The sequence below is a fragment of the Vibrio sp. JC009 genome (assembly GCF_029016485.1).
Taxonomy (GTDB): Bacteria; Pseudomonadota; Gammaproteobacteria; order Enterobacterales; family Vibrionaceae; genus Vibrio.
Genome location: NZ_CP092107.1, coordinates 1,490,547 through 1,515,802 on the forward strand (window position 1 = coordinate 1,490,547; position 25,256 = coordinate 1,515,802).

Below are 25,256 nucleotides of genomic sequence, written 5' to 3' on the forward strand. Positions count from 1 at the left end.
TTATGTCCCGGCAATTTGATAGATTAATGGCTTAGCACTGGATATAGAATAGTATGGAATTGCGAGCGAGCGGCTCACTTGTTTTATTTTTTCCTGTTCGCTGTTGAACAGGTTCTCCAGTTGCTGTCTGGTTGATTTAGCCGAAAAGTTCAACCATTGAGTATTGCGTCCGTTGGTCACTTTTTCTGTTCCCTTAAATTTCGTCTTGCCCATCTCCAAAGGATCATAAAAGTGAACCAGCTGAACGCGGTTATGCTGTCTTATCTGAGTCAGTATAGCGGCATCGTCTTCATGAAAACGGACAAAGTCGCTCAGAATAATAATTTCGCTGCCTTTCGGACACAACCTGCGAAGGGCGTTTAAGCCGTTTTCCATGGTATTACTGGCGGGTTGCGCATTCTGTAATTCGTCATTATGCATTTTGACAATCTGATGCAGCAGTTGAAGTGGCCCCCGGTTTCGCGAGGTGGGCCTGATATCCACAAGCCGGTTTCCCGTATCGATAACCGCGCCAATCCTGTCTTTCTGCTCCACCGCCAGCCAGCTAATTAGGCTGGCCATATGAGCCATCTGCACCGATTTAAGCATCAGTGATGAGCCAAATCTCATGGAAGCACTGATATCGGCATAGATAATAACGGGCTGCTCTCTCTCTTCGGTAAACAGCTTGGTATGTGGTTTACCTGTCCTTGCGGTTACGCGCCAGTCTATGGAGCGGATATCGTCGCCCGGCTGGTATTTTCTCACTTCAGAGAAATTCATTCCCCGGCCAATCTGTTTGCTCTGGTGCTGGCCATTTATCTGAGACCACAGGCTCTTCGCCGGCGGAAGCCAGCGAATGGTCTGAGCTTTATACTGGAGTAACTCGTTAAAATTCAGAGTCACTCCGTCGCTGTATTTAGGGAGTTCGTGTTGCATAGAGCTTAAGCGCTGCCCACCAGAGTAATCAGTTGCTGAATGATTTGATTCGGGTGAATGCCTTCAGCCTGAGCCTGATAGGTCAGCAGCAGGCGGTGCCTTAGTACCGGGAAGGCCATTGTCTGCACATCTTCGGGAGTGACAAAGTCGCGGCCGCTCAGCCAGGCGTGCGCTCTTGCGCAGCGGTCCAGCGCGATTGTGGCCCTTGGACTGACGCCCATCTCAAGCCAGTCTGCAACCTGAGAGCTGTAGTTATCCGGTGAGCGCGTTGCCATAATCAGTCTGACAATGTACTTCTCTATGCCTTCTGACATATGCACGGCCAGCGCCGAGCTTCTGGCTTCAAAAATCTCTTTCTGACCGATAAACACATGTTCAGGCGGTGTTTCCCCACGGGCCTCGCCACGGTTTAGCCTCAGGATTTCCAGTTCGCTTTCAGCGTCAGGATAGCTTACGTCCAGATGCAGCAGGAAACGGTCTAACTGAGCTTCCGGAAGCGGGTAGGTGCCTTCCTGCTCAATGGGGTTCTGAGTCGCCATCACCAGAAACAGATCCGGCAGTGCATAGGTTTGACGGCCTGCGGTGATCTGTTTTTCAGCCATGGCCTCAAGCATAGCGGCCTGCACCTTAGCCGGTGCCCGGTTTATCTCGTCGGCAAGGATAAGGGAGTTGAATACCGGTCCCTGCTGGAAGGTAAATTCTCCGGTTTCAGGGCGGAATATATCTGTACCTGTCAGGTCTGCGGGCAGTAAGTCTGGGGTGAACTGGATACGGTGAAAGTCACCTTCAATGCAGTCTGACAATGTTTTTACCGCCCGGGTTTTGGCAAGGCCCGGAGGGCCTTCTACCAGGATATGACCATCGGCGAGCAGAGCAACCAGAAGCTGTTTTACCAGTTCTGACTGACCAATAATCTGTGATTCTAAATATTGTTGAAGCTTTTGGAAGGTTTCAGAATGCATGAACTCAGTTTCTCCTTATAACTCTGCTTTGGCTTCAAAATGGCTAAAAAGTTCCGATTAAAACTAATATTGGGGCAGGTCTGCGCCTATCAAGGGAAGCCTGGTTAACTGGTTGATATATAGACACCAATCCGATCTGGTTCGCGAAATTGAGACTCAATGGTTGATCTTCAGGTCAGACTGAAACTGGAATCATGCAAATGAAATAGGTAAACTCCCTGCTAAACGTATTTAATCAGGTATTAGAGATGAGCGATTTTGAGAAAGAGCTTGAGCAGATGTCTCAGGAAATGGCAAACGAGCCGGAAGAAAAACTGCCTACTCTGGAAGAGCAGAAAGCCATTGTAGCTGAGCTGAAAAAGCTGGAAGCAGAAGGCAAACTGACTCCGGAAGTGATGGAGCAGTATTTTGGTAAATTCAACCAGGAAAACCAGGTACCAGTTCACTAAGCACGAATTGTCCGGGATAAAAAAACACGCACTGGCTCAGGTCAGTGCGTGTTTTGTTTTATAGCTTAAACTGATTCATTGTTTCTTGCATATCCGATGCAAGAAGAGCCAGTTCATCACTTGCTTTGGATATCTGTATACCGCTGTCTTTGGAAGAGGCCACAGCGTCACTGATATTGACGATATTTTTGTTGATTTCATCGGATACTGAAACCTGCTCGGTAGCAGCACTTGAAATCTGCATATTCATATCGTTAATTGTGGTAACTGAAGCGGCAATTTCACTGAGTGTTGTCTGAGCCACTTTTGCTACTTCAACAGAGGCATCTGAGTAGCTGATACTGGACTGCATTGCCTCTACCGCATTATTGGCACCAGACTGAAGTGCTTCGATCATTACCTGAATCTCTTCAGTGGAGCCCTGAACTTTGCTGGCGAGTGTTCTGACTTCATCGGCTACAACGGCAAAGCCCCGTCCGTGTTCGCCTGCCCGCGCGGCTTCTATGGCAGCATTCAGTGCCAGAAGGTTGGTCTGCTCAGCAATATTCCGGATAACAACCAGAACGCTGTCGATATCTTTACTCTGAGTTTCCAGTTTGTTGATAACAGTTTCAGCCTTAGTTATGTTCTGGGCCAGTTGCTGTATGGTTTCAACCACTTTTTCTACGTTGCTCTGGCCTTCAATGGTGGCATGATCCGCACTATTGGCAGCAGATGAGGCCTCTTCTGCATTCTGGGCGATCTCCTGTACCGTCATCAGCATCTGGTTCATGGCGGTTGCGACCTGTTCGGTTTCCTGCTGCTGCATTTCCAGGTTTCTGCCCGACTCAGTGGTGATACCGGCAAGCTCTTCCGATGACCCCGCAAGCTGAATGGATACACTGGAAGCCTTGGCAACGGTGCTGTGAACCTTACTTGAGTACTTATTAAAAGCTTGCGCCAGTATGCCAAGCTCATCACCGGTATTCTCCTCCAGCCTTTTCGTCAGATCGCCGTCACCTTCGGCGATATCCTGCATTGCCGCTGCCGTGGCGATAATTGGTCTGGTGATACCCAAACTGATGATATAAGCCGCCAGACTGCCCAGGAGTAAAACGATAACGCCGATAATAATAAACTGCATAAATACGCTGTTAATGGCTTCCACGTTACGGGATCTGTCCATCACAACTTCCAGCACGCCGATAGGGTTGCCTGAATAGTCATTGATGGCGTGAAGGAAGACAGCACGCGGAGTGTCATTCATTGTCGACTGATAATAAGACTCTTCGGTTTTTCCTGTGAGTATTTCTCTGACTAGCGTTTTATCAGAAAAAACCATTTCTCCCAGGGTTGAACCAAATGGTGCCAGCTCACCTTTTTTATCTATGTACAAGGCGATATCAACGTTATATGAGGATTTAAACTTTTCAAAAAAAGGCTGCCCGAAAGACATACCGAATTCCACAGAGCCGGTATGTTCGCCCTTGTAGGAGACAGGTACTACGCCCCGGATACCAATACCGGCAACCCCTTTTTCCAGTCCCATTATCGGTGATTTGCTACTGTTGGTTTCTATAACGGTTTTACGGAAAGAAGAGAGATCATCACCAAACTTTTCAGGTTTGTGAACGCGGAAAAATGAGTAAGCGGGTGGCTTGTGAAACTGAAACTGGCGCGCGGCAAAATCAGCTTTCATTACCTTAAAGGTAGGCAGGGTTCTTCTGGCAAGCTCTTCCCGGTTTTCCTGAGCAAAGTCTTTCTGAATATCTTCGTTTAATGAGATAAGTGTTGCCAGACCGATTGCCAGTTGCCCGGTACTGTCCAACTGGGCTTTGGCAATATCATAGTAGTTATGCAGCTCTTTTTTTTCTGCTTCATGGATAATGGTTTTTACACTGTTATTGGAAACAAAAAGCAGCAGCGAAGTAACCAGAAGGATCATAAAGGTAATCGCGTATATCACCCTTTGTTTGATACTGAGTCGCTTTATCATATCCAGTCCTTATTTTTTGCAGTATCTACTGGAATTATAGAAGAGGAAACCAGAACAGTTACTTAAATATCAATAGTATTTAAGAAACTGTTCTGGCTGTTTAAAATGCGACTCATAGAGAAGGGAGGCATTGAAACCTCCCTTCTGATCGCTTTGTAGAAAGATTAGGCCGTCGCCATCTCTATCGTGTCCTGATAGGTGGTATTAGCAAAGTTCTGACAGCTTTGAACCACTCTGTTTATCTCTTCTTTGTGTTCCTCAATAACCCCGAACATATCGGCAGAGAGCGAATCACAGATCTTGTTTTTGATGATGTCAAAGGCAACATCGATGGACAGGCTTTCACGGTACGGCCGCTCTTCCATTAATGCTGAGATAATATCTGAGTAGGCCAGGATCTTGGTGCCCTGATCGATACTCTCTTCTCCCAGAGAAAACGGATAACCGTTACCGGTTACCTTCTCATGGTGCCTTTCTGACCATGTGACAATTTCAGCAAACCAGTCTGAAACGCTAAGCTCATTGAGTATCTGGCCTGTGTAGTAGGCATGCAGCTTCATCAGGTTGAACTCATCGTCGGTAAGTGGTCCTTTCTTTTCAATGATGCCCGGATCGATACCGATTTTGCCAATATCATGCAGATATCCGGCTACCATCAGCTTTTTACATCTCTCATCGTCGAAGTCAAAGTAGCTGCCAATCAGATGCGCTAAATGGGCAACTGTGTATGAGTGGGAGCTGGTAAAGCGGCTGCGAAAATCAATGATTCTTGACAGGGTTATGGCAAAATCAATAACGTTGTCAGCGGTGAGCTCAAAATCGAGCGAGAAGTTCAGCTTTCTGAACAGCTGGTCAATATCCATATTGTTAATATCGATCCAGAAAATATCTGACTTAGAGGCAGCAACAAATGCTTCAAACACTTCGGGATGGAAGGTGGTGCCTACCTTTTCCCGTATGCCTTCGGTCACTTTCGCTTTCTGATTCAGGATAAATTCATCCGGCGAGATGAGAATATCCACCCGGTCAGCTAAGTGGAGTATATGACTCTGGAACATAACTTCCCCAGGCTCAGCTCTGGCAGAGTCTTCATAAACGATATGGTGGTGTTTGATAATCTGAGCAATTGTCTTAAAGGCTTCAAATGACCCCAGCATGCGATAGCCGACAATGCAGTGTGGTTTTGGGTTAGTCACATCATCCTGTATCAGCATATCCCGCTCCTGGACCGATAGCGCACCGATATCGTGAAGCGCAGCGGCCACCACAAGCTCAAATAGCTCGTCCTCTTTCAGGTTCATCTGCTTACCTATGTGGTAAGAGATAACGGCAACCCGTCTGTGATGTGATTTCAGTAAGTAGTTAAAGCTGTCGATAGCTTTGATCATTGGCACAGCCAATTCTTTAAGAGATAACTTATCCATGGTCACCTTGCCTGTAATGATTATTTTTTGTGGCATTCTTCTGGCCACATTAAAAGTGTAGAGCGGATGCACTAGTTCGCAAATTGAGGGAGGAGGGGATATGTTGCAATTTGATTTAGCGCAAAAAAAGATAAAGGCCCTTTTCTCTCGAAAAGGGCCTTTCGTTAAAGGGGCATTTACTTTGACTGATTAATTCATTTCTTCCAGCATTCTTTCATAATCCACACCGTTCTCTCTGTGCAGACGGCGGCAGGCTGTGCCGTCGCTGTGGAACAGGTGGCAGCGGTTTGCTGCGATGCCAATCTTGAACTTGTCGTCGACTTCTACGCCGATTGTGTCTGGTACGCGGTAGATAACATCGGCGTCTGCGCCGTCAAGGTGAAGGTAAACCTGAGTTTCGTTACCCAGCTTCTCAACGATTTGTACCTTGCCTTCGATTGTTGCGTCCGCTTCATCAGCATTTAGTAGGTGCTCAGGGCGGATACCCAGAGACATACGCTCACCACGGTTTACTGTTTTACCGTCAACCGGGATCCAGAAAGTTTCGCCGTTGGAAAGCTGAACCATAACCTGATCATCACGTACATCTTCAACCTGCACGCTCATAAAGTTCATCTTAGGTGAACCGATGAAGCCTGCTACAAAGCGGTTTTGCGGGTAGTGGTACAGCTCAAGAGGGCGGCCAACCTGAGAAACGTAACCGGCATCAAGTACTACGATTTTGTCAGCCATTGTCATCGCTTCTACCTGATCGTGGGTTACGTAGATCATGGTGCAGCCAAGCTGACGTTGCAGTTTAGTGATTTCACTACGCATGTTTACACGAAGTGCGGCATCAAGGTTGGAAAGAGGTTCATCCAGAAGAAAAACCTGCGGCTGAGAAACCAGAGTACGGCCGATAGCCACACGCTGACGCTGACCACCTGAAAGTGCTTTTGGCTGACGATCCAGCAGGTGACCAAGTTGAAGGATTTCAGCTGCGTGAGAAACGCGCTTATCAACTTCACCTTTGTCAGCTTTTGCCAGCTTCAGGCCAAATGACATGTTATCGTACAGGTTCAGGTGCGGATACAGAGCGTAAGACTGGAACACCATACCAACGCCACGTTTAGATGGTTCTACATCGTTCATGCGCTCATCGCCGATATACAGGTCACCTGAAGTAATATCTTCTAAGCCTGCGATACAACGAAGCAGGGTAGATTTACCACAGCCTGACGGGCCAACGAAAACCACAAATTCGCCTTCTTTGATTTCTAGATCGACGTTCTTTGAAATAAGTACGTCGTCATAAGCTTTACATACATTCTTTAACGTGACGCTCGCCATGTAGCCTGTCCTCGATTAATTTTTTATAACTTACCTCGCACACGAGCATTGTAGGGTGCAGAGTAATTGGAAACTGTTTAGGGATTGTTTTTATAAAAAGAAAAAAGGGTGATGCCTATTTCAGGACAAACATCACCCATTAAAGCCAAATGCGGGTCAGCTTTCCCCCACACAAGCCTGTATGCATCCCCCGTAAATAAATACCTCTAATTGCATACAAGTTGTGACAGCTGACCCCCGGGCATTACAAGCCAGTGATTACATAACACTGGAAAGGGTTCTTACCATCCACTCTTGGATGTATGCAGTTTCTTAGATTTTGGCTGTTCATACATCCTCCCGGAAAAAATAATTACGGGGGTAGTAGAGGGGGAGGAGGCTTAGAGGGGGGATAAATACAAAGTAAGACGGAGATCAAATAAAAGCATAGATTTAAAGTGCTTTAGATCACAAAAATTTAACCTTTTGTGATTGAGATCTCTAATCTGGTCGGATCGGGATCACGAAATTATTGCATTGTGGCGGGGGCGTAGAATTCAGGATGATGATAAAAGCCTCTGTTTTTAAGATTATATCCATCGAAATATGGCTTACCCATCGGACAGCCCTACATCACAATAAATAAAGGATATAAACATGAAAAAAGCCCTAAGCACTGTTGCTATCTGTACTATGGCTGCTCTAGGTTCTCTGAGTGCCAACGCTGCTATTGAAGAAGGCCAGCTAACAATCTGGATTAACGGCGACAAAGGTTACAACGGTCTTGCTGAAGTTGGTAAGAAATTCGAAGAAGATACTGGTATTGCAGTAACAGTAGCTCACCCGGATGCACTTCAGGACAAGTTCCCTCAGACAGCAGCGACTGGCGATGGTCCGGATATCGTGTTCTGGGCGCACGACCGTTTTGGTGGTTATGCTGAAGCAGGTCTTCTTGCAGAAATTAAACCTTCTAAAGAGACTAAAGACGGCATCGTGGATTTTGCATGGGATGCAGTTAAGTATGACGGCAAACTAATCGGTTATCCGGTTGCTGTTGAGTCTCTTTCTCTGATTTACAACAAAGATCTTGTACCGACTCCGCCTAAGAACTGGGAAGAAGTAGAAGCGCTACACGCGAAACTTCAGAAAGAAGGCAAGTCTGCAATTATGTGGAACCTGAAAGAACCGTACTTCACATGGCCTCTGATGGCGGCTGACGGTGGTTACGCATTCAAATACACAGCTAACGGCTATGACGTAAAAGATGCCGGTATCAACAACGCGGGTGTTAAAGGTTCTATGAACTTTGTGAAAGGCCTGGTTGATAAGAAAATTATCTCGCCTGACATGGACTACTCTGTTTCTGAGTCTGAGTTCACTAAAGGCAACGTGGCTATGACTATCAATGGTCCATGGTCATGGGGCAACGTTGAGAAAGCAGGCATCAACTACGGCGTAACAACTCTGCCTAAGTTTAACGGTCAGGCGTCTAAGCCTTTCGTTGGTATTCTGTCTGCTGGTATCAGCACAGCTTCTCCAAACAAAGACCTTGCAGTTGAGTTTATTGAAAACTACCTGTTGACAAACGAAGGTCTGCGCATGGTTAATGATGACAAGCCACTTGGCGCTGTTGCTCTGAACTCTTTCCAGCATGAGCTGGATTCAGATAAGCGTATCGCAGCAACCATGGATAACGCTATGAACGGCGAAATCATGCCAAACATTCCACAGATGAACGCATTCTGGGGCAGCGCGAAAACAGCAATCATCAACATTGTTGACGGTCGTCAGACTGTAGATGCTGCGCTTGCAGATGCAGAAAAACAGATGACTAAATAAGTTAGTTTTCTACCCCTTAATTTGAGGAGGGGGTAACCCCTCCTTAGTTTTTATTTACCGCTAGCAGGTTTCTTTTATGCAGTCAGTTCAAGGTTCAGGTGCCGTTGCAGCATCCACAATGCCTACCAGCAAAGCCGTATTCATCAAATGGGCGATACTGGCGTCAGTGGGCATTGTAAATGGCTACGCCACAATTCTAATGTATTCCCGGGGTGAGCTTGCTTTTGCATTGCTTACCGTCGTATTAACCGCTCTGGCACTTTACGTTTTTGGTAGTAAAAAGACTTACGCACACCGTTATATCTACCCTGGCATCGCAGGGATGATCCTTTTTATCCTTTTCCCTCTGATGTATACGGTCAGCCTGGCGTTTACCAACTATAGTGCTAAAAATCAGCTCTCTTTTGACAGAGCTCAGTCCGTTTTGATGGACAGAACATTCCAGAGTGGTGAAAGCTATCCGTTTAATCTTTATAAAACCGATGACGGTTACCGCATCGTTGTTAAAGATGGCGACAAGCTGCTCTCTTCTGACGATTTCAGAATGGATGCCGCTGCTGAGAAAAACCTTTCGCTGAAAGAGGTGGATCAGCTTGTTGGTGAAAAAGAAAAAATCAAAGCCATCATCAAAAACCGTCCGACACTGAATTTGATTGATTTAGAGCTGCCAAACGGTAACAACATTCGTATGAGCGGGCTGCGTAAGTTCGCTGCGGTTGTGCCTCTGTACACCCTTGAAAAAGATGGTGAGACACTGATCAACAACGAAACCGGTGAAGTCCTGAAACCAAATATGGAAGTGGGTTTCTACCAGGCTGTTGATCAGAGTGGTAACTTTATCGGTAGCACCATCTCTCCTGGATTTGTTGTTAACATTGATACCGCAAACTTTGAGCGTGTATGGAAAGATGAAGGCATCAAAGAGCCGTTTATCGGCATCTTTATCTGGACCATTGTGTTCTCTGCTCTGACAGTGGTATTCACTCTGGTTATTGGTCTGGTGCTGGCAAGCGTGGTTCAGTGGGAAGAGCTGAAAGGCCGTGCGGTTTACCGTGTTCTGCTTATTCTTCCATACGCAGTACCGGCATTTATCTCGATTCTTATCTTCAAGGGTCTGTTTAACCAGAGCTTTGGTGAAATCAATATGGTGCTGAATGCCATGTTTGGTATCAGCCCGGCGTGGTTCTCCGATCCGGTTCTGGCTCGTGTGATGGTGTTGATTGTAAACACCTGGCTTGGTTTTCCTTATATGATGATTTTGTGTATGGGTCTGCTAAAAGCCATTCCCGGGGATCTTTACGAAGCATCAGCGATTGATGGTGCCGGTCCGCTGAAGAACTTCACCCGTATTACTGTGCCGCTGATGATTAAACCGCTGACTCCGCTTCTGATTGCGAGCTTTGCGTTTAACTTCAACAACTTTGTAATGATTTACCTGCTGACGAGCGGTGGTCCGAATATGATTGGTACCTCTGAGCCTGCAGGTTACACCGACCTGCTTGTGAGCTACACCTACCGTATCGCGTTTGAAGGTAGTGGCGGTCAGGACTTTGGTCTGGCAAGTGCAATCGCAACGCTTATCTTCCTGTTGGTTGGCGCGTTAGCACTGTTGAACCTACGATTCACTAAACTTGAGCAGGATTAAGGAGAGCTGCTATGCCAATGGTACAAGGTAAAAATTTAAAATACCGTGTATGGGGAACTCATATTGCTCTTTGGGTATTCCTGTCACTAATTATATTTCCGCTGCTGATTATTGTGGCTATCTCATTCCGCGAAGGTAACTTCGCAACAGGTAGCCTGATCCCGGAAAATCCTTCACTGGAGCACTGGAAACTGGCGCTTGGCTTCTCGGTCACCAATGCAGACGGAACCGTAACGCCACCGCCGTTCCCGGTTCTTACATGGCTCTGGAACACGATTAAGATTGCAGGTATTTCATCTGTGCTGATTGTGGCGCTGTCGACAACCTCAGCTTATGCGTTTGCCCGTATGAAGTTTGGTGGTAAGACGACGATTCTGAAGGCGATGATGATCTTCCAGATGTTCCCGGCTGTGCTGGCTCTGGTGGCTCTGTACGCGCTGTTTGATAAGCTGGGTCAATATGTTCCGTTCCTGGGACTGAATACCCATGGCGGTCTGATCTTCTCTTATCTTGGTGGTATTGCGCTGCACGTCTGGACCATTAAGGGCTACTTCGAGACGATTGACAGCTCTCTGGAAGAAGCGGCAGCACTGGATGGCGCAACACCATGGCAGGCGTTCCGTCTGGTTCTTCTGCCACTATCAGTGCCGATTCTTGCCGTGGTATTTATTCTGGCCTTTATCGGGGTTGTTGGTGAGGTGCCTGTCGCATCGCTATTGCTATCTGATGTAGACAAGTATACGCTTGCGGTAGGTATGCAGCAGTACCTGTACCCTCAGAACTACCTGTGGGGTGACTTTGCGGCGGCAGCGGTACTTTCAGCACTACCTATCACGGTTGTATTCTTATTAGCACAGCGCTGGCTGGTGGGTGGCCTTACCGCCGGTGGTGTGAAAGGATAAAAATGATAAGAGCGGCCAGATGGCCGCTCATTTTTTGCCTGTTGTTAACACCTTTTGGTTTGGCCGCCGACAAGTTAACAGCGGTAAGTATTAAGGTACGCATAGCTGGCTGTTAGCTAATTCCTTACTTTTGATGCTAACGGTTTTTGTTACCTGGACCCGGAGTTTTCCGGGTTTTTTATTATTTGCGCCAGAGCCCTGCAAACTGACCATTCCGATAGCATCTAACACCAATCCCGGTAATCTTAAAACTGTTATAACATAACAATATTTGACAAATGATAATTATTCGCATTTAATTGTGTGCAATTTTTAACGTATTGCATTTCTAAACAAGGAGTTTTTAATGAACCCCATTAAAAAAGTGATTACTGCTATTTTGTCGTTTACACTGTTATTTCTGTTTCCGGTGTTTGCAACAGTAGCCAAAGCAGGCAGCGCTAAGCCTGTCAGTGTTTACACCAGTATTCTTCCTCAGCGTTATTTTGTTGAGAAAATCGGTGGTGAGCGTGTTGATGTTCAGGTATTGGTAAGCCCGGGAAAAAGTCCTGCAACGTACGAACCTACGCCGCAACAAGTGATCGATTTAGGTAAAGCCGATGTCTTTTTCAGTATTGGTGTCCCTTTTGAAAAAGCATTTTTACCAACACTCAAGCAAACTCTGCCATCTCTGAAGATCACCGATACAACGAAAGGAATTCAGTACCGTTCTCTTGTTAAGAAAAACAACACGAAAGTGAAAGATCCACATGTCTGGCTTTCACCTCGTCTTGTGAAGATTCAGGCAAAAAACATCTATCAGTCGCTTGTGGATATCGATCCTGAAGGAAAAGCCGTTTATCAGAAAGGTTATGATCAATTGCTCAAGGAAATGAATGACATTGACCGGATTCTGTCTGATTCTCTGGCTTCTCATAAAGGGAATACTATGTTCGTATTCCACCCGGCATTCGGTTACTTCGCTGATGATTATGGTCTGAAGCAGGTGGCGATTGAGACCGGCGGTAAAGAACCGGCTCCGGCAAAACTTCAGCAAATCATTGCGAACGCGAAGAAAGATAATGTAAGCATTGTGTTTGTTCAGCCTGAGTTTTCTCAGAACTCGGCCAGAGCGATTGCACAGGCGATTAATGGCGCTGTGGTTAGCCTGAGTCCGCTTAACCCGGATTACATTAATAACCTGATGCATATCGCTGACGCAGTGAAAGGCTCAGTTAGGTAACATTAATGAACGAACCCCATATTAGCGTGGAAAAGCTTAGCTTTTCCTATGACAGCAGGAATCTGGTGCTGTCGGACATTAACTTCTCCGTAAGAAGAAATGAAATTGTCGCGTTCATGGGACCGAACGGGGGTGGTAAAACCACCCTCTTTCGGCTTCTGGCGGGGCTGATCAAGTCCGAGCGCGGAAAGATTGCCATTAACAGTGGTAACCGAAGTGCTTCGGAGAACGACAGTCTGGTTGGTTATGTACCTCAGTACGCCCGGTTTGATAAACAATTTCCAATGACTGTGTTTGACGTGGTGTTATCCGGGCTGGTCAAGTCTTTCGGCTTCTACACAAAAAATGATAAGAAAGCGGCAGACCAGGCGTTGGAATCCATTGGATTAACCTCAATGAAACACCGCTCTGTGAGCGAGTTGTCTGGCGGACAGGCCCAGCGGATGCTGATTGCCCGGGCATTGGTATCGCCAAAAGAAATCTTGCTGCTGGATGAGCCCACTGCCAATATTGATAAAGAAAGCAGTGATCGGCTTAAAGCCCTGATTACTGAATTAAGTCAGTTTCTGACCATCTTGTTTGTCACCCATGATGCCGGTTTTGTTGATAACTTAGCGCACCGCTTGCTATGGGTAAATCATACTCTTCAGGAGTTGCCGGAAGGAAGCCATTACAGCCCGTTCGACCCTCTGTCCTGTCATCCGTTTGTCGGGAAGAAACAAGGTGAAGTACATGGCTTGAAGGTGGCTTTGTGAACGGATTTATTGAAGCGTTAGCTAACCCCGATGTTCCTTTTATCCGCTATGCCCTGATTGCAGGGCTGCTATCCAGTATTCCGTTTGGCATTATCGGCTCATTTGTTGTGGTTAAGCGAATGACCTATATCGCTGGTGCTATCAGCCATACCGCTCTTGGCGGTATTGGGCTCGCGCTTTATCTGAGTACGGTACTGGGTATCTCTTTTATTACACCGATGGGTGGTGCGATGGTTTTTGCGCTGGTCGCGGGGCTGATCATCAGTCTGACTATCACCCAGACTGATGCACGGGTCGATACTGTGATAGGTGCTATCTGGGCCATCGGAATGTCGTTAGGTCTGATCTTTATGTACCTGACTCCCGGCTACCTTGATCCTATGAGCTACCTTTTTGGTAACATCCTTCTGATCTCCAAAGGAAATCTGGTTACCATAGCTGCTCTTAATCTGTTGATTACCGGTGTCAGCCTGATTTTCTATAACCAGTTTGTGGCCGTTTCCTTCGACCCGGATTTCGCTAAGTCCAGAAACATCAATATTTCTCTGTTTGAGACCTTTCTTATCCTGCTGATTGCTCTGACGGTGATTCTGATGATTTCGCTGGTGGGCATTGTGATGGTGATTGCACTGCTGACGCTTCCTCCTGCCATCGCAGCTCTGTTTGCCAGGAGGATGAAAACTCTGATGCTGCTATCCAGCGTAATATGTGCTCTGGTTACAACATCCGGACTGATTACCAGCTACCTGCTGGCCACACCGACCGGCTCAACAACCGTAATACTGGCGGGGTGCATCTATATTGTTCTCGTGATTTTAAAGCGGTTATTCCGGTTATAAGGTCACGGCTTTTTCTGAAGTAGCAATATTTGTCCAACGGCTCCTTTCGGAGCCGTTGTCTCTTTTGATACTTAACACAGGTAGACACTCTTGATAATTATCAAGCCAGAGATTGATATGTGTGCGTTATAATGCGAATTATTATCATTTGCGTTAATTGGTGCAATACCAATTTCGGAGGAGAATTACCATGAGTAAAACAAGGCGTGAGTTTATTAGAGATTGTAGTCTGCTTGGTGCAACTGTTGCAGCAGGAAGTTTGTTTCCGGGGTTGGCCTTCGCAACGCAAAACACGCCTCGTAAAGAGTTAACCATATATGGCCCTCCGGCAGATCCATCTTTGCCACTGGCTCATGCAGCTGAAAACAACGCCTTGCCGGGACTGGTTAATAATCTTGGTTTTAATATTTACCGTGACCCGGATGTACTGAGAACAAACTTTGTTACCGGCCGCTGGGAGATAGCGGGAGCGCCAAGTTATGTGGCGGCAAATCTGCATAACAAAGGAATGAAAGTTCGTTTGATGAATATCATGACCTGGGGCCTTCTGTATGTCATCTCTGTCGATGGCAGTATAAAGAAAATGGAAGATCTGAAGGGGCAGGAAATTGTTATGCCATATAAGGCGGATATGCCCGATTTGGTTTTCCAGCATGTGGCTCAGAAGAAGGGAATGGTGCAGGACAAGGATTACCGTCTGAACTATGTATCTACACCTTTTGAAGGTCTGCAGTTATTGCTTTCAGGCAGAGTAAAACACGCCGTACTGCCTGAGCCAGCAGCGACAGCTGCCTTGCTAAAAAGCAAGAAAGCAGGGAAGAAAATGGCTCGTGTTATCAACCTTCAGACGATGTGGGGAGAAGCGACCGGCGGACCTGCACGAATTCCGCAGGCGGGCATGATGGTATCGGATTCTCTGTTAAATGAGATGCCACAACTGCCTGACCAACTGCACAATTCTTTGCAAAACTCTACTGACTGGGTGGTGAGTAACCCGGCTGATGCCGGACGTTTAGGTCAGAAATATATGCCTCTGAAGGCACCGGTTATTGAGCACTCCATTCCTTTCTCCAATTTTGCTCTGGTTAAAGCTAAGGATATTCAGCAGGAAATAGAAGATTTCTTCACCATCCTTGCTGAGTTAAATCCGGGCATTATCGGTGACAAGCTGCCAGGCAGTGACTTCTATCTGGGGTAGATTTTATTTACTTGAATGAGTCTGGTTGGAGAATACGTATCCGGGCTCTGTTGCTATTTGTTAACACAAAGGTGTGGAAGGTCTATGGGTTGCCTTAGACAGATTGGTCATTATCTGTGGAGTGGCTTTGGCGCTCTGGCCAGTATCCTGGTCTTTTTTGCTGTGTGGGATTACGGGAGCCAGGTCTATGGTGATTTTATCCTGCCTTCCCCGCAAGCTTCCTTAAAGCGGCTTTGGCAACTGTCCGAACAGGGGGTTGCGGCTGAATTTCTGTGGGTAACTACCTGGCGAGCTCTGCTGGGTTTTGGTTTCTCTATTTTTGTTGGCAGTTTGCTGGGAACGCTGGCCGGACTTTCCGCAACGCTTTCAATGGCTGTCCGTCCTCTGGTTACTATACTGATCGGCATTCCGCCTATTGCCTGGATTGTACTCGCATTACTGTGGTTTTCCGGTGATGCCAGCGTGCCTATTTTTACCATTACGGTAACCGCCCTTCCTATCACTTTTGCTGCCGGTGTACAGGGAGCCCGGACTCTGGATGTGCGCCTGACAGAGATGGCGCATAGCTTTTCAGCATCAAGGTGGATGACATTTTACGATGTACATCTGCCTCATATTCTTTCTTATCTGTTTCCTTCCTGGGTCACGGCTCTGGGCACATCCTGGAAAGTGGTGGTGATGGCTGAACTTCTGGCAAGTAACAGTGGGGTAGGTGCAGGCTTGGCTGCTGCACGGGTCAACATAGACACGGCCGCTACCATGGCTTGGATTATTGCCATTGTTGTCGTTCTTTTGGTTGCCGAGTATGCCATCTTCGAACCTTTTAAACGTCGGGTGGAGAAGTGGCGTGACTAACAGCAATAAACTGAGCATAACCGGGCTAAGCCACGCCTTTGATAAAAAGCTGGTGCTAAGCGACATCAATCTGAATCTCAATTGCGGGCAGGTGGTCGCCATTGTCGGCCGTTCCGGTTGTGGCAAATCAACGCTGCTTAATCTGGTTGCCGGCCTGATTGATGTCGAAACCGGTTCAATTGAGAACGGCTTTAGCACCACATCAATCCTGTTTCAGGATACCCGTTTGCTGCCCTGGAAAAACACGCTGGATAACATAGGCTGGGGGATGAAAGCAAAGGGGGTTACCAGAAAACAGCGGGATAAGGTAGCTGCGGAGCTTGCACAGGAAGTCGGGCTGGTTGAAGAGGATCTGGACAAATTCCCTCACGAGCTGAGTGGCGGCATGTGCCAGAGGGTGGCAATTGCCCGGTCCCTTGCCGTAAAACCTGAGTTGCTTCTGCTTGATGAGCCATTCAGTGCGTTGGATATCGGTCTTAAAGAGGAGCTGTATACACTTTTGTGCGATGAGATAGAAAGGCGCAGTTTGACGGTTCTCTTTATTACCCATGACTTGAATGAAGCGGTCAGGCTGGCGGACCAGATTGTCGTGCTGAGTGATAATCCCGGCCGTCAGGTCTATACCTGCCATTGCGATGTTCCGAGAGCTTGCCGGGATCAGGATTACCTTTACTCTACAACTATGCAGCTTCTTAAGGAAGACAGGGTTAAACAGGCATTTCAGACAGAAGGTAAAAATGAATATGGCCGTTAGTTTTTTTGACAGTAAATCGCCACTTTATGCCTGTGGCTTCAGGCCATTCTTTTTATTGACGGCGTTTTATGCGGTGATACTTGCTGTATATAACGTTTTGTTTAGCGGCCGGTTAATCTCAGACTTTCCCGGAGCTGCAGAAATCTGGTATCTGCATGAACTGGTATATGGCGTTGGTGGTGCATTAATCGCAGGATTTTTGTTAACGGCATTTCCGGCCTGGACTGATACTGAACGGGTTGATTCCGGACGTCTTATGTTACTGGTGAGTTTATGGGGCATAAGCCGGTTATTTGCTCTGGCGGTGAGCTATTTTGGCATGCTTCCTGTGACCCTGATTAACAGCGCATTTTTGCTGATGTTACTGGCGGTGTTGTTTCATCCGATTACCGACAAGAGGCAGCAGCGTCATCGGATATTCTATTATCAGCTTCTGCTTCTTTTTACTGTGACCTTAATCAGCTACTTCTTCCTTCTGAGCGACGGGTTGCAACAAGCTAAGCCATGGTTACAAGTCTGTGGCGGTATTTTTCTTATCATCGTTCTGACCATTCTGAGCCGGATGTCTATGGTTGTTGTAAATCATGCGCTGGAAAAGTATCAAGTGACGGATGAAAGGTTTCTGGCAAGGCCACCAAGACGTAATTTTGCTATCTGGATCATTCTGGCTTTTCTGGCGGCTGACCTGTTTCTTCCTGGCAGCTCAGCTTCAGGCTGGCTGGCACTGGCCTGTGCGGCTGCGCTGCTAAATATTCTCAACGACTGGCATCTGCCTAAGGCGTGGCGCGATCTCTACTATCAGGCGCTTTACCTTTTTTATCTGCTTATCGCAGGCGGCTTCGTTGCCATAGGAATAAATAACATTTCCGGCGCGGGTGATATTTATCATTCCGTCTACCTGCTGTTTATCTGCGCAGCAGGCATTGCGGCTTTGGTGATTATGCTGGTGGTCGGGCAAAAGCACACAGGTTATACGCTCTCTTATCAAGGGCCAGTACTGCTGATGATTCTTTCCGTGCTGGGGCTGGCATTGGCTCTATCGGGGCCGGTGGCCGGACTCTATTCACTGAAAATGGAGCAGTCGCTTATAGCGGTGTTTATATCGCTCAGCTTTTTGCTTTATTTGCGTTTTTTCTGGAGCAGATATCACCGTCGCCGGGTCGACGGTAAGCAAGGGTAAATCGGGTTATAGGTTAACCGGACAATAATAACGATAAAGAAAATGATGGAAAACGAATAAATCAAAACTACGGAGTTAAACATGAAAAAATTGATTATCGCTTCTGCTGTTGTTTCTGCATTGGCTTTTAATGCTTATGCTGCAGAAGAAACAAGCCAAAAGGCAAAACAGATGAAAATGCCTGCCGGGCCTGTTCACGGTTCCACTGGTATGGTTTTCCCCGAAGGAAAGCTGGCAACCAACCTTAAAACGGTTTTTGTGGAAAAGAGTGATCTTTATAGTGGCAACGACACTATTACCAATAGCGCTAACAAAGAGATGACGTCATTAAAAAGCAACGCAATTATCCGCTATGGTTTAGGTTCAAATTTTGATGTGCGTATGCTTGTTCCCTATGTAGATAAATCTATGTCAACCAAGATGGCGGACTACGATAATTCCGGGCTTGGGGATGTTCGGGTACTTGCCAGATACCAGCTTACCTCTCCGGCACTGGGTGACAGCTTTTTCAGTACAGTTGGTATCGGTGTAGAACTGCCAACGGGCTCAACGGATAAAGATAACCTATCTGATGGCTTGCAAAATGGTGACGGATCTACGGATCCTATTATTGAAGTTGGTATCACCAAGCCACTGCCTAACTCTCGTATAGATTTTTCTGCGATGTATATCTTTAATCAGGAAGGCGACAACAACTATGAGAAAGGTGACCAACTGACATATAACTTAGGTTATAGCTATCTGGTTCATCCTAAGTTTATGCCATCTATTGAACTGAACGGTACATTAGCTGATGAAAACGTTAAGAATGGCACTGAAGCCGTCAACTCCGGTGGTCATGAGATCTTCCTGACACCAGGTTTCAGTTCAGGTATTACCAAGAAGTTTAAACTGTTTGCCGGTGTCGGTATTCCTGTATACCGCGATTATAATGACAGTACAGCCGGTACATTAGGCACAGATTACCGTGTTACAACTAAGCTTAGCTACGCTTGGTAAAACGTCTTAGGTTCTGACTTACAGCCTGCTTTCTGTATTCTGGAAAGTAGGCTTCGTTTTTTATGCGCAAGAGCATAATGGTCTCTTTGTCAGTTGCATATATAGATAGGAATGATTATTATTTGTACTCATGCATTATGCCCTGAATATACCGCTTGATAATAATCAAGCTAAGGAAGATCGGTTGTCTGGCTCCATTATTTCTCTGCTGAATGAAAAGCAGAAACAACAGTTATTCTCGACGAGAAAAGAGATTTTCTGTGCTGCCGGGCATTCGTTGTTTAGTCGTGGTGACCGGGCTGAACATATGTATCTGATTGAAAAAGGGAAGGTTTCACTCTATCGCCTGATGCCAAGTGGTGATGAAAAACTGTTTAAGGTTTTTCTTGCCGGCGGTGCCATTGCCGAAATGGCGATGTTTATGTCTCCCCTGGAATATCCGATGAGTGCCCGTGTTGAGCAGGATTCTGTGCTTTGGGAGTTTAGCCATGATGATGTGGTTAGTCTGGTTAGTCAGTCACCCGATCTTTCGTTAAAGGTGATGGAGCATATGAGTAACAGTGTTCACAAGCTAATGAATACCCTAAATATCCTGACTCAGCTAAATGCTAACCAAAGGCTGGTAATGAAACTGGCTGAAATATATCGTGAGCAATTACCGCAAGAGAACAAGCTTTGCCTGCCGGTAACGAAAAGGCTGCTGGCCTCTCAATTGGGTATGAAGCCTGAAACCCTGTCCAGGGTGATAAAAAAGCTGAAAACTGAAGGCCATATAGCCGAGAGCGGTCATCACCTGGCTCTGATTGATATTCCCTCTTTATGCAAGTCAGTTGATCTTACCCCGGATATTTTTGCTGCATCCTGACATAGCGGCAAATATCCCAATATCCCCCCTCTATAGCGGTGACTGGACTTGAGTTGTCGCCCGTATTTCTGATCTAATTACAAAAATTTTAACGCAGCTATTAGCGATTTTGACAAGCAAGGATGAACAGATAATTGCTGGGATTGGTATAAATATATGTGGTTGACAATAATCAAGCACCTCCTTGTTACTAATCGGTAATAATTCTCAATAACATTTTTGTGATATGAAATCACAGGCTATTACTTGAAATAGTTGTCTGGAGCTAAGAATAAAATGAGATTTATAACCATAGCAGGGCCTCCTTCGTCAGGAAAAACAATGGTGCTTATCCATCTGATAAAGCTCCTGCAAAAAGACAGTATTAATGTTGCTGTTGGCAAAATTGATTGTCATCAGACGTCAGATGGCAAGTTATTTAAAGAGAAATTAGACATTCCTGTTGTCGTTGGCATAAGCGATTACGTCTGTCCGGACCACTATGGTGCGGTGAACGCAGAAGAAATCTTCCGCTTTGGCCGGTTGCATCATGTGGACATGACAATGGTAGAAACTGCCGGGCTATGTCACCGGTGCGCTCCAGCGATAAAAGACTGCCTGGCAATCGCAGTGGTGGATTGTGTTAGTGGTATTGATACTCCGCAAAAAATCGGACCCATGTTAACGACGGCAGACGTCGTTGTTATTACCAAAGGAGATATGGTTTCTCAGGCCGAAAGGGAAGTGTTCAGGAGCAATGTTTTAGAGGTCAATCCGACAGCAAAAGCCATTGAGCTTAATGGATTAACCGGTATGGGGGCGTTAAGTCTAAAAAGGCTGGTTCTGGACGCTAAATCTACTCAGTCCTTAAGTGGCATGGAGCTAAGGCATGATATGCCTTCTGCAGTGTGTTCTTACTGTGAAGGTGAAACAAGGTTGGGTCTTGAATATCAGATGGGGAATGTCATCAAGATGGATGTGCAAGAAGTATGAATATAGAAGAAATTAAAATCATATCCGGACATGACAAAAGTGGTAACAGAGAAGCCGTTGATGAGCTGGTTATCAGAAGAGGGGACGTTATTATTCTGGCCGGTCCGACCGGTTCAGGAAAAAGTCTGCTTCTTTCTGATCTTGAACAGCTGGCTAATGGTGATTCCCCTTCTGGAAGACAGGTACTAGTGAATGGTGAGCAGATCGACCCGCTGGATGTGCAGATAACCGCGTCACTTTCACAAAATATGCATTTTATGATGGATTTAGATGTAGGCAGTTTTATTCGTCTGCATGCAAAAAGCCGGAATATAAAAGATGAAGCGATAACTGAAAAGATTTTGGATTTGGCAAACAGCTTAGCCGGTGAGCCTTTGTCTGCCCGTTCCAATCTGACCTCATTAAGTGGCGGGCAATCACGGGCTCTGATGATTGCAGATACTGCGCTTATAAGCAATGCACCTATTGTGCTGGTGGATGAAATCGAGAATGCAGGGATAAATAAAACCAAAGGGATAGAAATTTTGGCATCTGAAGGAAAAATGGTGCTGATCGCGTCTCATGATCCAAACCTGATAATAACCGCTCAGAAAAGGGTCATTATGAAAAACGGCTCTATGTCGAAACTTATTATATCTGATGACACAGAGCGGGAACACTTAAAATACTTTCTGAAAATGGACGGAATTATTGAAGAGTTCAGAGAAAACCTCAGACATGGAAATAAGCTGGATAAAAACACGCTTAAGTTTTTACAAGAAAATATAGGTGCATAATATGCAAAAGAATCAGATTTATATTTCTATACCAGTTAATGCTGCAAGGGGCGTATTAATTAAGGCTAAAGAACTCTGTCCAGATTCTGAAGTATTTAATTCAAGAAAAAAATACTATTCGGATGACCTAATGTATCTGGAAAAAATCAAAGCAGGAAAGCTTGATGAGGTTCCCGATATCCTGGTCACTATTCGTCCGGAATTTCGTTGGCAGAAAGATCAGATTATTAATAGCCAGGCGCTTGATGATGAGTATCAGTATGATATCGATAGTGAACTGAAGGTGAAAAATATTCTCGATGACAACTGGATTTTAAAGCCTGTTTTTATTATGCCTCTGGTTATTTTTTATAACAAAGATATCGAAAATCCACCTGAGTCCTGGAGTGATCTGCTTGATGAACGTTTTAAAGGCAAGATCGCTACCACAGATGAGGCGACGCCTCCAGCAGCCTTGCTAAAACGCTTCTTTAAACAGACGAAAGGCGAAGAAGGGGAAGCGTTTGTAGAAAACAGTGTTAACTACATAGGGCTGCCTATTGATGTTAACAGAGCGGTGTCACGCAAAGAGTATGATATCGGAATTATGCCGCTCTCGTTTGCTATGTTCTCAAAGGATAATGCAACCGGAATCTGCTGGCCAAAAGAGGGAGCGCTGTATCTTACCCAGGTTATGCTGATGAAAAAAGGCTATACGGAAGACAGCAAAAAAATAGCGGATTATCTGGTGTCCTATGAAGCGCAAAAAATGTTTAGCGAAGGTGCCAGTTTTATTCCTGTGAGGCCGGATATCGAAGTGCCAAAACTATATGCTGAAAATAACCAGAGCCTTCTTAGCTTATCTGAATAACTGAAAACTATTTCCGGAGAGAAAAATGCAACAAGAATGGATAAAAATCAGAGACAGTTTCAAAGTTAAGGATGTGAGAACATTGCGGGGCAATTTCTTACCTTCTTTATTAAAACAGGCGCAAAGAATTAGTGAGGGTGAAGGATTATGCGTCGTACAGAGCTTCGAACCAATTCCGCTCTATTCAGCGCTGGAAGATCTGGGGTTTGAAAACTATACGGATAAAGTTGCTGATGATGAATACAGGGCTTATTTTTATCGCCGAAGTGTAAAGGAAGCGACCTACCCGGAGGGATTAGACGTGCCTCTAAAGCCAACGGCTATTGTTAACTTCAACCATGTGAGCAATAAGTTAGCTGATGTTGTGGTTAATTTCTGGGATCTTATCTGGGGGCGGGAAGATACGGCAATTGATATGAGAACCCGCCTTTTGCTCTCTCTTGCGAATGGTGTTGGTGCCGGCCGTATGCGACAGGCCACCCGGGAGCTAATTAAGGCTTATTCACTGGGCGTAACCGTGCAAGAGTTTGATGAGTTGTTTGAGATGTTTGCCTGGAATCAGGGGGCAGGTTATTTTGCCTCAGAGATTAGCCCCTCTTCGCTGTTTGCAGCCTATAAGCTGATAAAAATGCAGGAAGAAAAAGGGATGGAACGCAGTGAGGTTGTCCGGGATCTGATGGATAAATTCGGTGAAGATAACCCGGATGTCAGTACTTTCTATAAGATCCCAAAGTCAAAAAACAGTGTAAAAAAGAGTGAACCTGTTTTATCGAGCGAAGATGAAATCTTTGCTGAGCATGCTAAAGAGCAATCCGTTCCGGAGATAAAGCAGGTAAAAGCGGAAGATAAAATCGCAGACGTTATCACTCAGTATCCGTTTCTTAAAGAGATACTGATAGCCAGGAATAAACTGTTTGCTAACCTGAACAATCCGGTTGCGTTCCGGACCGTTGGTAAGTTCGCACGCCTTTCCGACGTTGCCAGGGTGTCCGGGGATGATGTTAATGAGCTTCTCGCTTTTATCAATCAGCAAATAGAGGTAAACAGTTAAGCACAATTGATGCAGCCGGCGATGCAGCCGGCAGATCTTAGTCTTGCCACGCAAAGCCTTAAACTGAATCAGAACCTAAAGCTGACTCCCACAGCGGCAAGTGCATTTTCTTTGTCATAGAAGTCGATGTTTGAATCTGACTGGCTGTAACTTACCAGTGTACTCAGACCAAGACTATCCCAGCCCATCAGGCCTGAATAGTTGTAGGAAAGCACCGCTTTCAGCTCTTCATCTTTCTGAATTTCGTTGAAAATCGGATTCGTTTGGTCATGTTCACTTTCAGCGTAACCCAGAGTTAATACATAAGTGTGTTTACCCCTGAGCATAAAACGCAGTTCGCCACCGTATTTGGTGTAGGACATGGCGTTACCATCAGCGGAATAGTCTTCCATCAGAACCGCCGGATGAATCATAAATCCGGGAGCAACAAACAGAGTGCCGTTTAGCTTGGCATGTAAGCCGTCACCGCCCCGTTTTAGCTGGCTCTGATAGGAGCTATAGCTTGTTGAGCCGGAAAGTTCATCGTCAATCTCTCTGGTGAAATAGGCGATATCAGCCGTCAGACCGGTGTTGAGCATGTTTTTATAGCGCAGACGGTAGGCGTCACCGGTCACATCGGTCTCATCCCTTTCGCTACCGGTTACATAGGGATCGGCAAAGGTTTCCCTTTCCATAATGGTTGGAAGGTAGGAAAAGGCGATACTGGAGTTCTGCCCTACAGCTCGTTTGTAGCCAGCTTCCAGAGCCAGTACACCTGAGACGATATCGGATTTAGCCGTCCCGATAAAAATCTGATTGTCGGAAAAGGTGTACCTTAGCTGACCTAAAGCCAGCGGAACAAAATTCGACTCTGATCCACCGGGGCTGTTCAGCTCTCCTTCCTTTGTTTTGTTGTCAGTATCGAAGTTGCTCTTGCCTGAGCTGTATCCGGCCATAACGGAGAGTTCACCGCTAAGCCCCTGTTGTTCCATATTGGCAAAGCACTGAAGGCTTACCAGCATAGCAGCAGTAGATAGAAGGATTGTTTTCATTTTTGTGTTTATTATTAGCCATATATAAAGATTATATTATACACCTGTAATATAAATTTATCGTTTTTTATATGGTAATAAAGATGCCGATTTTGAATATCAGCGAAGGTGAGAAGGTTACAGTTCCTTATTGGAAGGGGCGCAGCCAACATACTGCATCAGTAAATAGATGCTTTCTTCATGCAGAGCGACTTTTCTGAACAGGTCTGCGAATATCTCATCACCACCAAAGCAGGTCCGGATGTACTTATTGATTTCATCACTCTGGTAGCCTTCCACATACATAGTGCGCACCCAATGATACTCAACGGCATCAGGGTTAGAGATCGTTGCTTCGCTTAGCGTTGTCGGAGTTTGCACTGTTTTATCCATCTGACCGGGTGACTGGCTGAATTAGAGCAAAAAATCATTAAAGAAAAATGACAATAATTTACAGGAAGTTGATAAAGGGCGGCGAGGTGCGATGAGAAGATGGCGCTGTTCTACC

Annotated in this window: 24 protein-coding genes; 17 read left to right on the forward strand and 7 right to left on the reverse strand. The window is 45.9% G+C overall.

All coding sequences use genetic code 11. The annotated features are described in order from the left end of the window. Together L3Q72_RS21615 and L3Q72_RS21620 are read right to left on the reverse strand one after the other, a co-directional pair. Entirely contained in the window at positions 1–918 is a 918-nt protein-coding gene (locus tag L3Q72_RS21615) for a DUF58 domain-containing protein (protein ID WP_275132624.1), read from the reverse strand. Positions 919–923: 5 nt separating this feature from the next. Beyond that, on the reverse strand, positions 924–1,880 hold the full coding sequence (locus L3Q72_RS21620; RefSeq protein ID WP_275132625.1) for a MoxR family ATPase: 957 nt from the start codon (positions 1,878–1,880) through the stop codon (positions 924–926). A 248-nt stretch (positions 1,881–2,128) separates the two neighbouring features. Here L3Q72_RS21620 and L3Q72_RS21625 point away from each other — a divergent pair, with 248 nt between their 5' ends. After that, a complete protein-coding gene (locus L3Q72_RS21625) occupies positions 2,129–2,329 on the forward strand; it encodes a restriction endonuclease subunit S (RefSeq protein WP_275132626.1) in 201 nt (66 codons plus the stop codon). A gap of 58 nt (positions 2,330–2,387) precedes the next feature. Here L3Q72_RS21625 and L3Q72_RS21630 read toward each other — a convergent pair whose 3' ends face one another. The 3 genes from L3Q72_RS21630 to malK all read right to left on the reverse strand — a co-directional run bounded on the left by L3Q72_RS21630 (position 2,388) and on the right by malK (position 7,057). Beyond that, entirely contained in the window at positions 2,388–4,304 is a 1,917-nt protein-coding gene (locus L3Q72_RS21630) for a methyl-accepting chemotaxis protein (protein ID WP_275132627.1), read from the reverse strand. A 164-nt stretch (positions 4,305–4,468) separates the two neighbouring features. After that, a complete protein-coding gene (locus L3Q72_RS21635) occupies positions 4,469–5,764 on the reverse strand; it encodes an HD domain-containing phosphohydrolase (protein WP_275132628.1) in 1,296 nt (431 codons plus the stop codon). Positions 5,765–5,917: 153 nt separating this feature from the next. After that, the gene (gene malK, locus L3Q72_RS21640; protein ID WP_275132629.1) at positions 5,918–7,057 is read right to left on the reverse strand and encodes a maltose/maltodextrin ABC transporter ATP-binding protein MalK; all 1,140 of its coding nucleotides are present in this window, start codon (positions 7,055–7,057) and stop codon (positions 5,918–5,920) included. Positions 7,058–7,693: 636 nt separating this feature from the next. On the opposite strand from malK, the gene malE reads away from it, so the two are divergent. The 16 genes from malE (at position 7,694) to L3Q72_RS21720 (ending at position 23,738) form a co-directional block, all read left to right on the forward strand. Next, complete coding sequence (gene malE / locus L3Q72_RS21645) at positions 7,694–8,875, forward strand: maltose/maltodextrin ABC transporter substrate-binding protein MalE (RefSeq protein WP_275132630.1); 1,182 nt, start codon at positions 7,694–7,696, stop codon at positions 8,873–8,875. Positions 8,876–8,951: 76 nt separating this feature from the next. After that, a complete protein-coding gene (malF, locus tag L3Q72_RS21650; protein WP_275132631.1) occupies positions 8,952–10,520 on the forward strand; it encodes a maltose ABC transporter permease MalF in 1,569 nt (522 codons plus the stop codon). A gap of 11 nt (positions 10,521–10,531) precedes the next feature. Beyond that, positions 10,532–11,422, forward strand: a complete 891-nt coding sequence (gene malG, locus L3Q72_RS21655; RefSeq protein WP_275132632.1) for a maltose ABC transporter permease MalG — start codon at positions 10,532–10,534, stop codon at positions 11,420–11,422. A 346-nt stretch (positions 11,423–11,768) separates the two neighbouring features. Next, a complete protein-coding gene (locus tag L3Q72_RS21660) occupies positions 11,769–12,644 on the forward strand; it encodes a zinc ABC transporter substrate-binding protein (RefSeq protein ID WP_275132633.1) in 876 nt (291 codons plus the stop codon). Between the two features lie 5 nt (positions 12,645–12,649). Next, a complete protein-coding gene (locus L3Q72_RS21665; RefSeq protein ID WP_275132634.1) occupies positions 12,650–13,399 on the forward strand; it encodes an ABC transporter ATP-binding protein in 750 nt (249 codons plus the stop codon). Further along, positions 13,396–14,238, forward strand: a complete 843-nt coding sequence (locus L3Q72_RS21670) for a metal ABC transporter permease (protein WP_275132635.1) — start codon at positions 13,396–13,398, stop codon at positions 14,236–14,238. The genes L3Q72_RS21665 and L3Q72_RS21670 overlap by 4 nt, the downstream gene beginning before the upstream one ends. 190 nt (positions 14,239–14,428) lie before the next feature. Beyond that, positions 14,429–15,436 carry a twin-arginine translocation signal domain-containing protein gene (locus tag L3Q72_RS21675; protein ID WP_275132636.1) on the forward strand — a complete coding sequence of 336 codons (1,008 nt, stop codon included), beginning with the start codon at positions 14,429–14,431 and terminating at the stop codon, positions 15,434–15,436. A gap of 84 nt (positions 15,437–15,520) precedes the next feature. Beyond that, entirely contained in the window at positions 15,521–16,291 is a 771-nt protein-coding gene (locus L3Q72_RS21680) for an ABC transporter permease (RefSeq protein WP_275132637.1), read from the forward strand. Then, positions 16,284–17,045 carry an ATP-binding cassette domain-containing protein gene (locus L3Q72_RS21685; protein WP_275132638.1) on the forward strand — a complete coding sequence of 254 codons (762 nt, stop codon included), beginning with the start codon at positions 16,284–16,286 and terminating at the stop codon, positions 17,043–17,045. Before L3Q72_RS21680 ends, L3Q72_RS21685 begins: the two co-directional genes overlap by 8 nt. Beyond that, the gene (locus tag L3Q72_RS21690; protein ID WP_275132639.1) at positions 17,035–18,225 is read left to right on the forward strand and encodes an NnrS family protein; all 1,191 of its coding nucleotides are present in this window, start codon (positions 17,035–17,037) and stop codon (positions 18,223–18,225) included. The genes L3Q72_RS21685 and L3Q72_RS21690 overlap by 11 nt, the downstream gene beginning before the upstream one ends. Positions 18,226–18,306: 81 nt before the next feature. Continuing rightward, positions 18,307–19,224, forward strand: coding sequence for a transporter (locus L3Q72_RS21695; RefSeq protein WP_275132640.1), 918 nt, complete (start codon positions 18,307–18,309; stop codon positions 19,222–19,224). 184 nt (positions 19,225–19,408) lie between these two features. Further along, complete coding sequence (locus L3Q72_RS21700) at positions 19,409–20,089, forward strand: Crp/Fnr family transcriptional regulator (RefSeq protein ID WP_275132641.1); 681 nt, start codon at positions 19,409–19,411, stop codon at positions 20,087–20,089. A 321-nt stretch (positions 20,090–20,410) separates the two neighbouring features. Continuing rightward, positions 20,411–21,061, forward strand: coding sequence for a GTP-binding protein (locus L3Q72_RS21705; protein WP_275132642.1), 651 nt, complete (start codon positions 20,411–20,413; stop codon positions 21,059–21,061). Further along, on the forward strand, positions 21,058–21,837 hold the full coding sequence (locus tag L3Q72_RS21710) for an ATP-binding cassette domain-containing protein (protein ID WP_275132643.1): 780 nt from the start codon (positions 21,058–21,060) through the stop codon (positions 21,835–21,837). The genes L3Q72_RS21705 and L3Q72_RS21710 overlap by 4 nt, the downstream gene beginning before the upstream one ends. Before the next feature lie 130 nt (positions 21,838–21,967). Further along, on the forward strand, positions 21,968–22,687 hold the full coding sequence (locus L3Q72_RS21715) for an ABC transporter substrate-binding protein (RefSeq protein WP_275132644.1): 720 nt from the start codon (positions 21,968–21,970) through the stop codon (positions 22,685–22,687). 25 nt (positions 22,688–22,712) lie between these two features. Continuing rightward, positions 22,713–23,738 (forward strand): DUF1858 domain-containing protein, encoded by a 1,026-nt coding sequence (locus L3Q72_RS21720; RefSeq protein WP_275132645.1) that lies wholly within the window; start codon positions 22,713–22,715, stop codon positions 23,736–23,738. A 68-nt stretch (positions 23,739–23,806) separates the two neighbouring features. Here the strand turns inward: L3Q72_RS21720 and L3Q72_RS21725 are convergent, their stop codons facing one another. Together L3Q72_RS21725 and L3Q72_RS21730 are read right to left on the reverse strand one after the other, a co-directional pair. Then, the gene (locus L3Q72_RS21725; RefSeq protein ID WP_275132646.1) at positions 23,807–24,769 is read right to left on the reverse strand and encodes a DUF2860 family protein; all 963 of its coding nucleotides are present in this window, start codon (positions 24,767–24,769) and stop codon (positions 23,807–23,809) included. Between the two features lie 117 nt (positions 24,770–24,886). After that, entirely contained in the window at positions 24,887–25,141 is a 255-nt protein-coding gene (locus L3Q72_RS21730; RefSeq protein WP_275132647.1) for a hypothetical protein, read from the reverse strand. Between the last annotated feature and the right edge of the window lie 115 nt (positions 25,142–25,256).

Bases quoted from the DNA above. Each gene is read 5' to 3' on its own strand.
- L3Q72_RS21730 (WP_275132647.1), bottom strand. From the start codon at position 25,141: ATGGATAAAACAGTGCAAACTCCGACAACGCTAAGCGAAGCAACGATC.
- L3Q72_RS21620 (WP_275132625.1), bottom strand. From the start codon at position 1,880: ATGCATTCTGAAACCTTCCAAAAGCTTCAACAATATTTAGAATCACAG.
- L3Q72_RS21720 (WP_275132645.1), top strand. From the start codon at position 22,713: ATGCAACAAGAATGGATAAAAATCAGAGACAGTTTCAAAGTTAAGGAT.
- L3Q72_RS21660 (WP_275132633.1), top strand. From the start codon at position 11,769: ATGAACCCCATTAAAAAAGTGATTACTGCTATTTTGTCGTTTACACTG.
- L3Q72_RS21705 (WP_275132642.1), top strand. From the start codon at position 20,411: ATGGTGCTTATCCATCTGATAAAGCTCCTGCAAAAAGACAGTATTAAT.
- malE (WP_275132630.1), top strand. From the start codon at position 7,694: ATGAAAAAAGCCCTAAGCACTGTTGCTATCTGTACTATGGCTGCTCTA.
- L3Q72_RS21615 (WP_275132624.1), bottom strand. From the start codon at position 918: ATGCAACACGAACTCCCTAAATACAGCGACGGAGTGACTCTGAATTTT.
- L3Q72_RS21665 (WP_275132634.1), top strand. From the start codon at position 12,650: ATGAACGAACCCCATATTAGCGTGGAAAAGCTTAGCTTTTCCTATGAC.
- L3Q72_RS21675 (WP_275132636.1), top strand. From the start codon at position 14,429: ATGAGTAAAACAAGGCGTGAGTTTATTAGAGATTGTAGTCTGCTTGGT.
- L3Q72_RS21725 (WP_275132646.1), bottom strand. From the start codon at position 24,769: ATGAAAACAATCCTTCTATCTACTGCTGCTATGCTGGTAAGCCTTCAG.
- L3Q72_RS21625 (WP_275132626.1), top strand. From the start codon at position 2,129: ATGAGCGATTTTGAGAAAGAGCTTGAGCAGATGTCTCAGGAAATGGCA.
- L3Q72_RS21710 (WP_275132643.1), top strand. From the start codon at position 21,058: ATGAATATAGAAGAAATTAAAATCATATCCGGACATGACAAAAGTGGT.
- L3Q72_RS21695 (WP_275132640.1), top strand. From the start codon at position 18,307: ATGAAAAAATTGATTATCGCTTCTGCTGTTGTTTCTGCATTGGCTTTT.
- L3Q72_RS21715 (WP_275132644.1), top strand. From the start codon at position 21,968: ATGTATCTGGAAAAAATCAAAGCAGGAAAGCTTGATGAGGTTCCCGAT.
- malF (WP_275132631.1), top strand. From the start codon at position 8,952: ATGCAGTCAGTTCAAGGTTCAGGTGCCGTTGCAGCATCCACAATGCCT.
- malG (WP_275132632.1), top strand. From the start codon at position 10,532: ATGCCAATGGTACAAGGTAAAAATTTAAAATACCGTGTATGGGGAACT.
- L3Q72_RS21690 (WP_275132639.1), top strand. From the start codon at position 17,035: ATGGCCGTTAGTTTTTTTGACAGTAAATCGCCACTTTATGCCTGTGGC.
- L3Q72_RS21630 (WP_275132627.1), bottom strand. From the start codon at position 4,304: ATGATAAAGCGACTCAGTATCAAACAAAGGGTGATATACGCGATTACC.
- L3Q72_RS21680 (WP_275132637.1), top strand. From the start codon at position 15,521: ATGGGTTGCCTTAGACAGATTGGTCATTATCTGTGGAGTGGCTTTGGC.
- malK (WP_275132629.1), bottom strand. From the start codon at position 7,057: ATGGCGAGCGTCACGTTAAAGAATGTATGTAAAGCTTATGACGACGTA.
- L3Q72_RS21635 (WP_275132628.1), bottom strand. From the start codon at position 5,764: ATGCCACAAAAAATAATCATTACAGGCAAGGTGACCATGGATAAGTTA.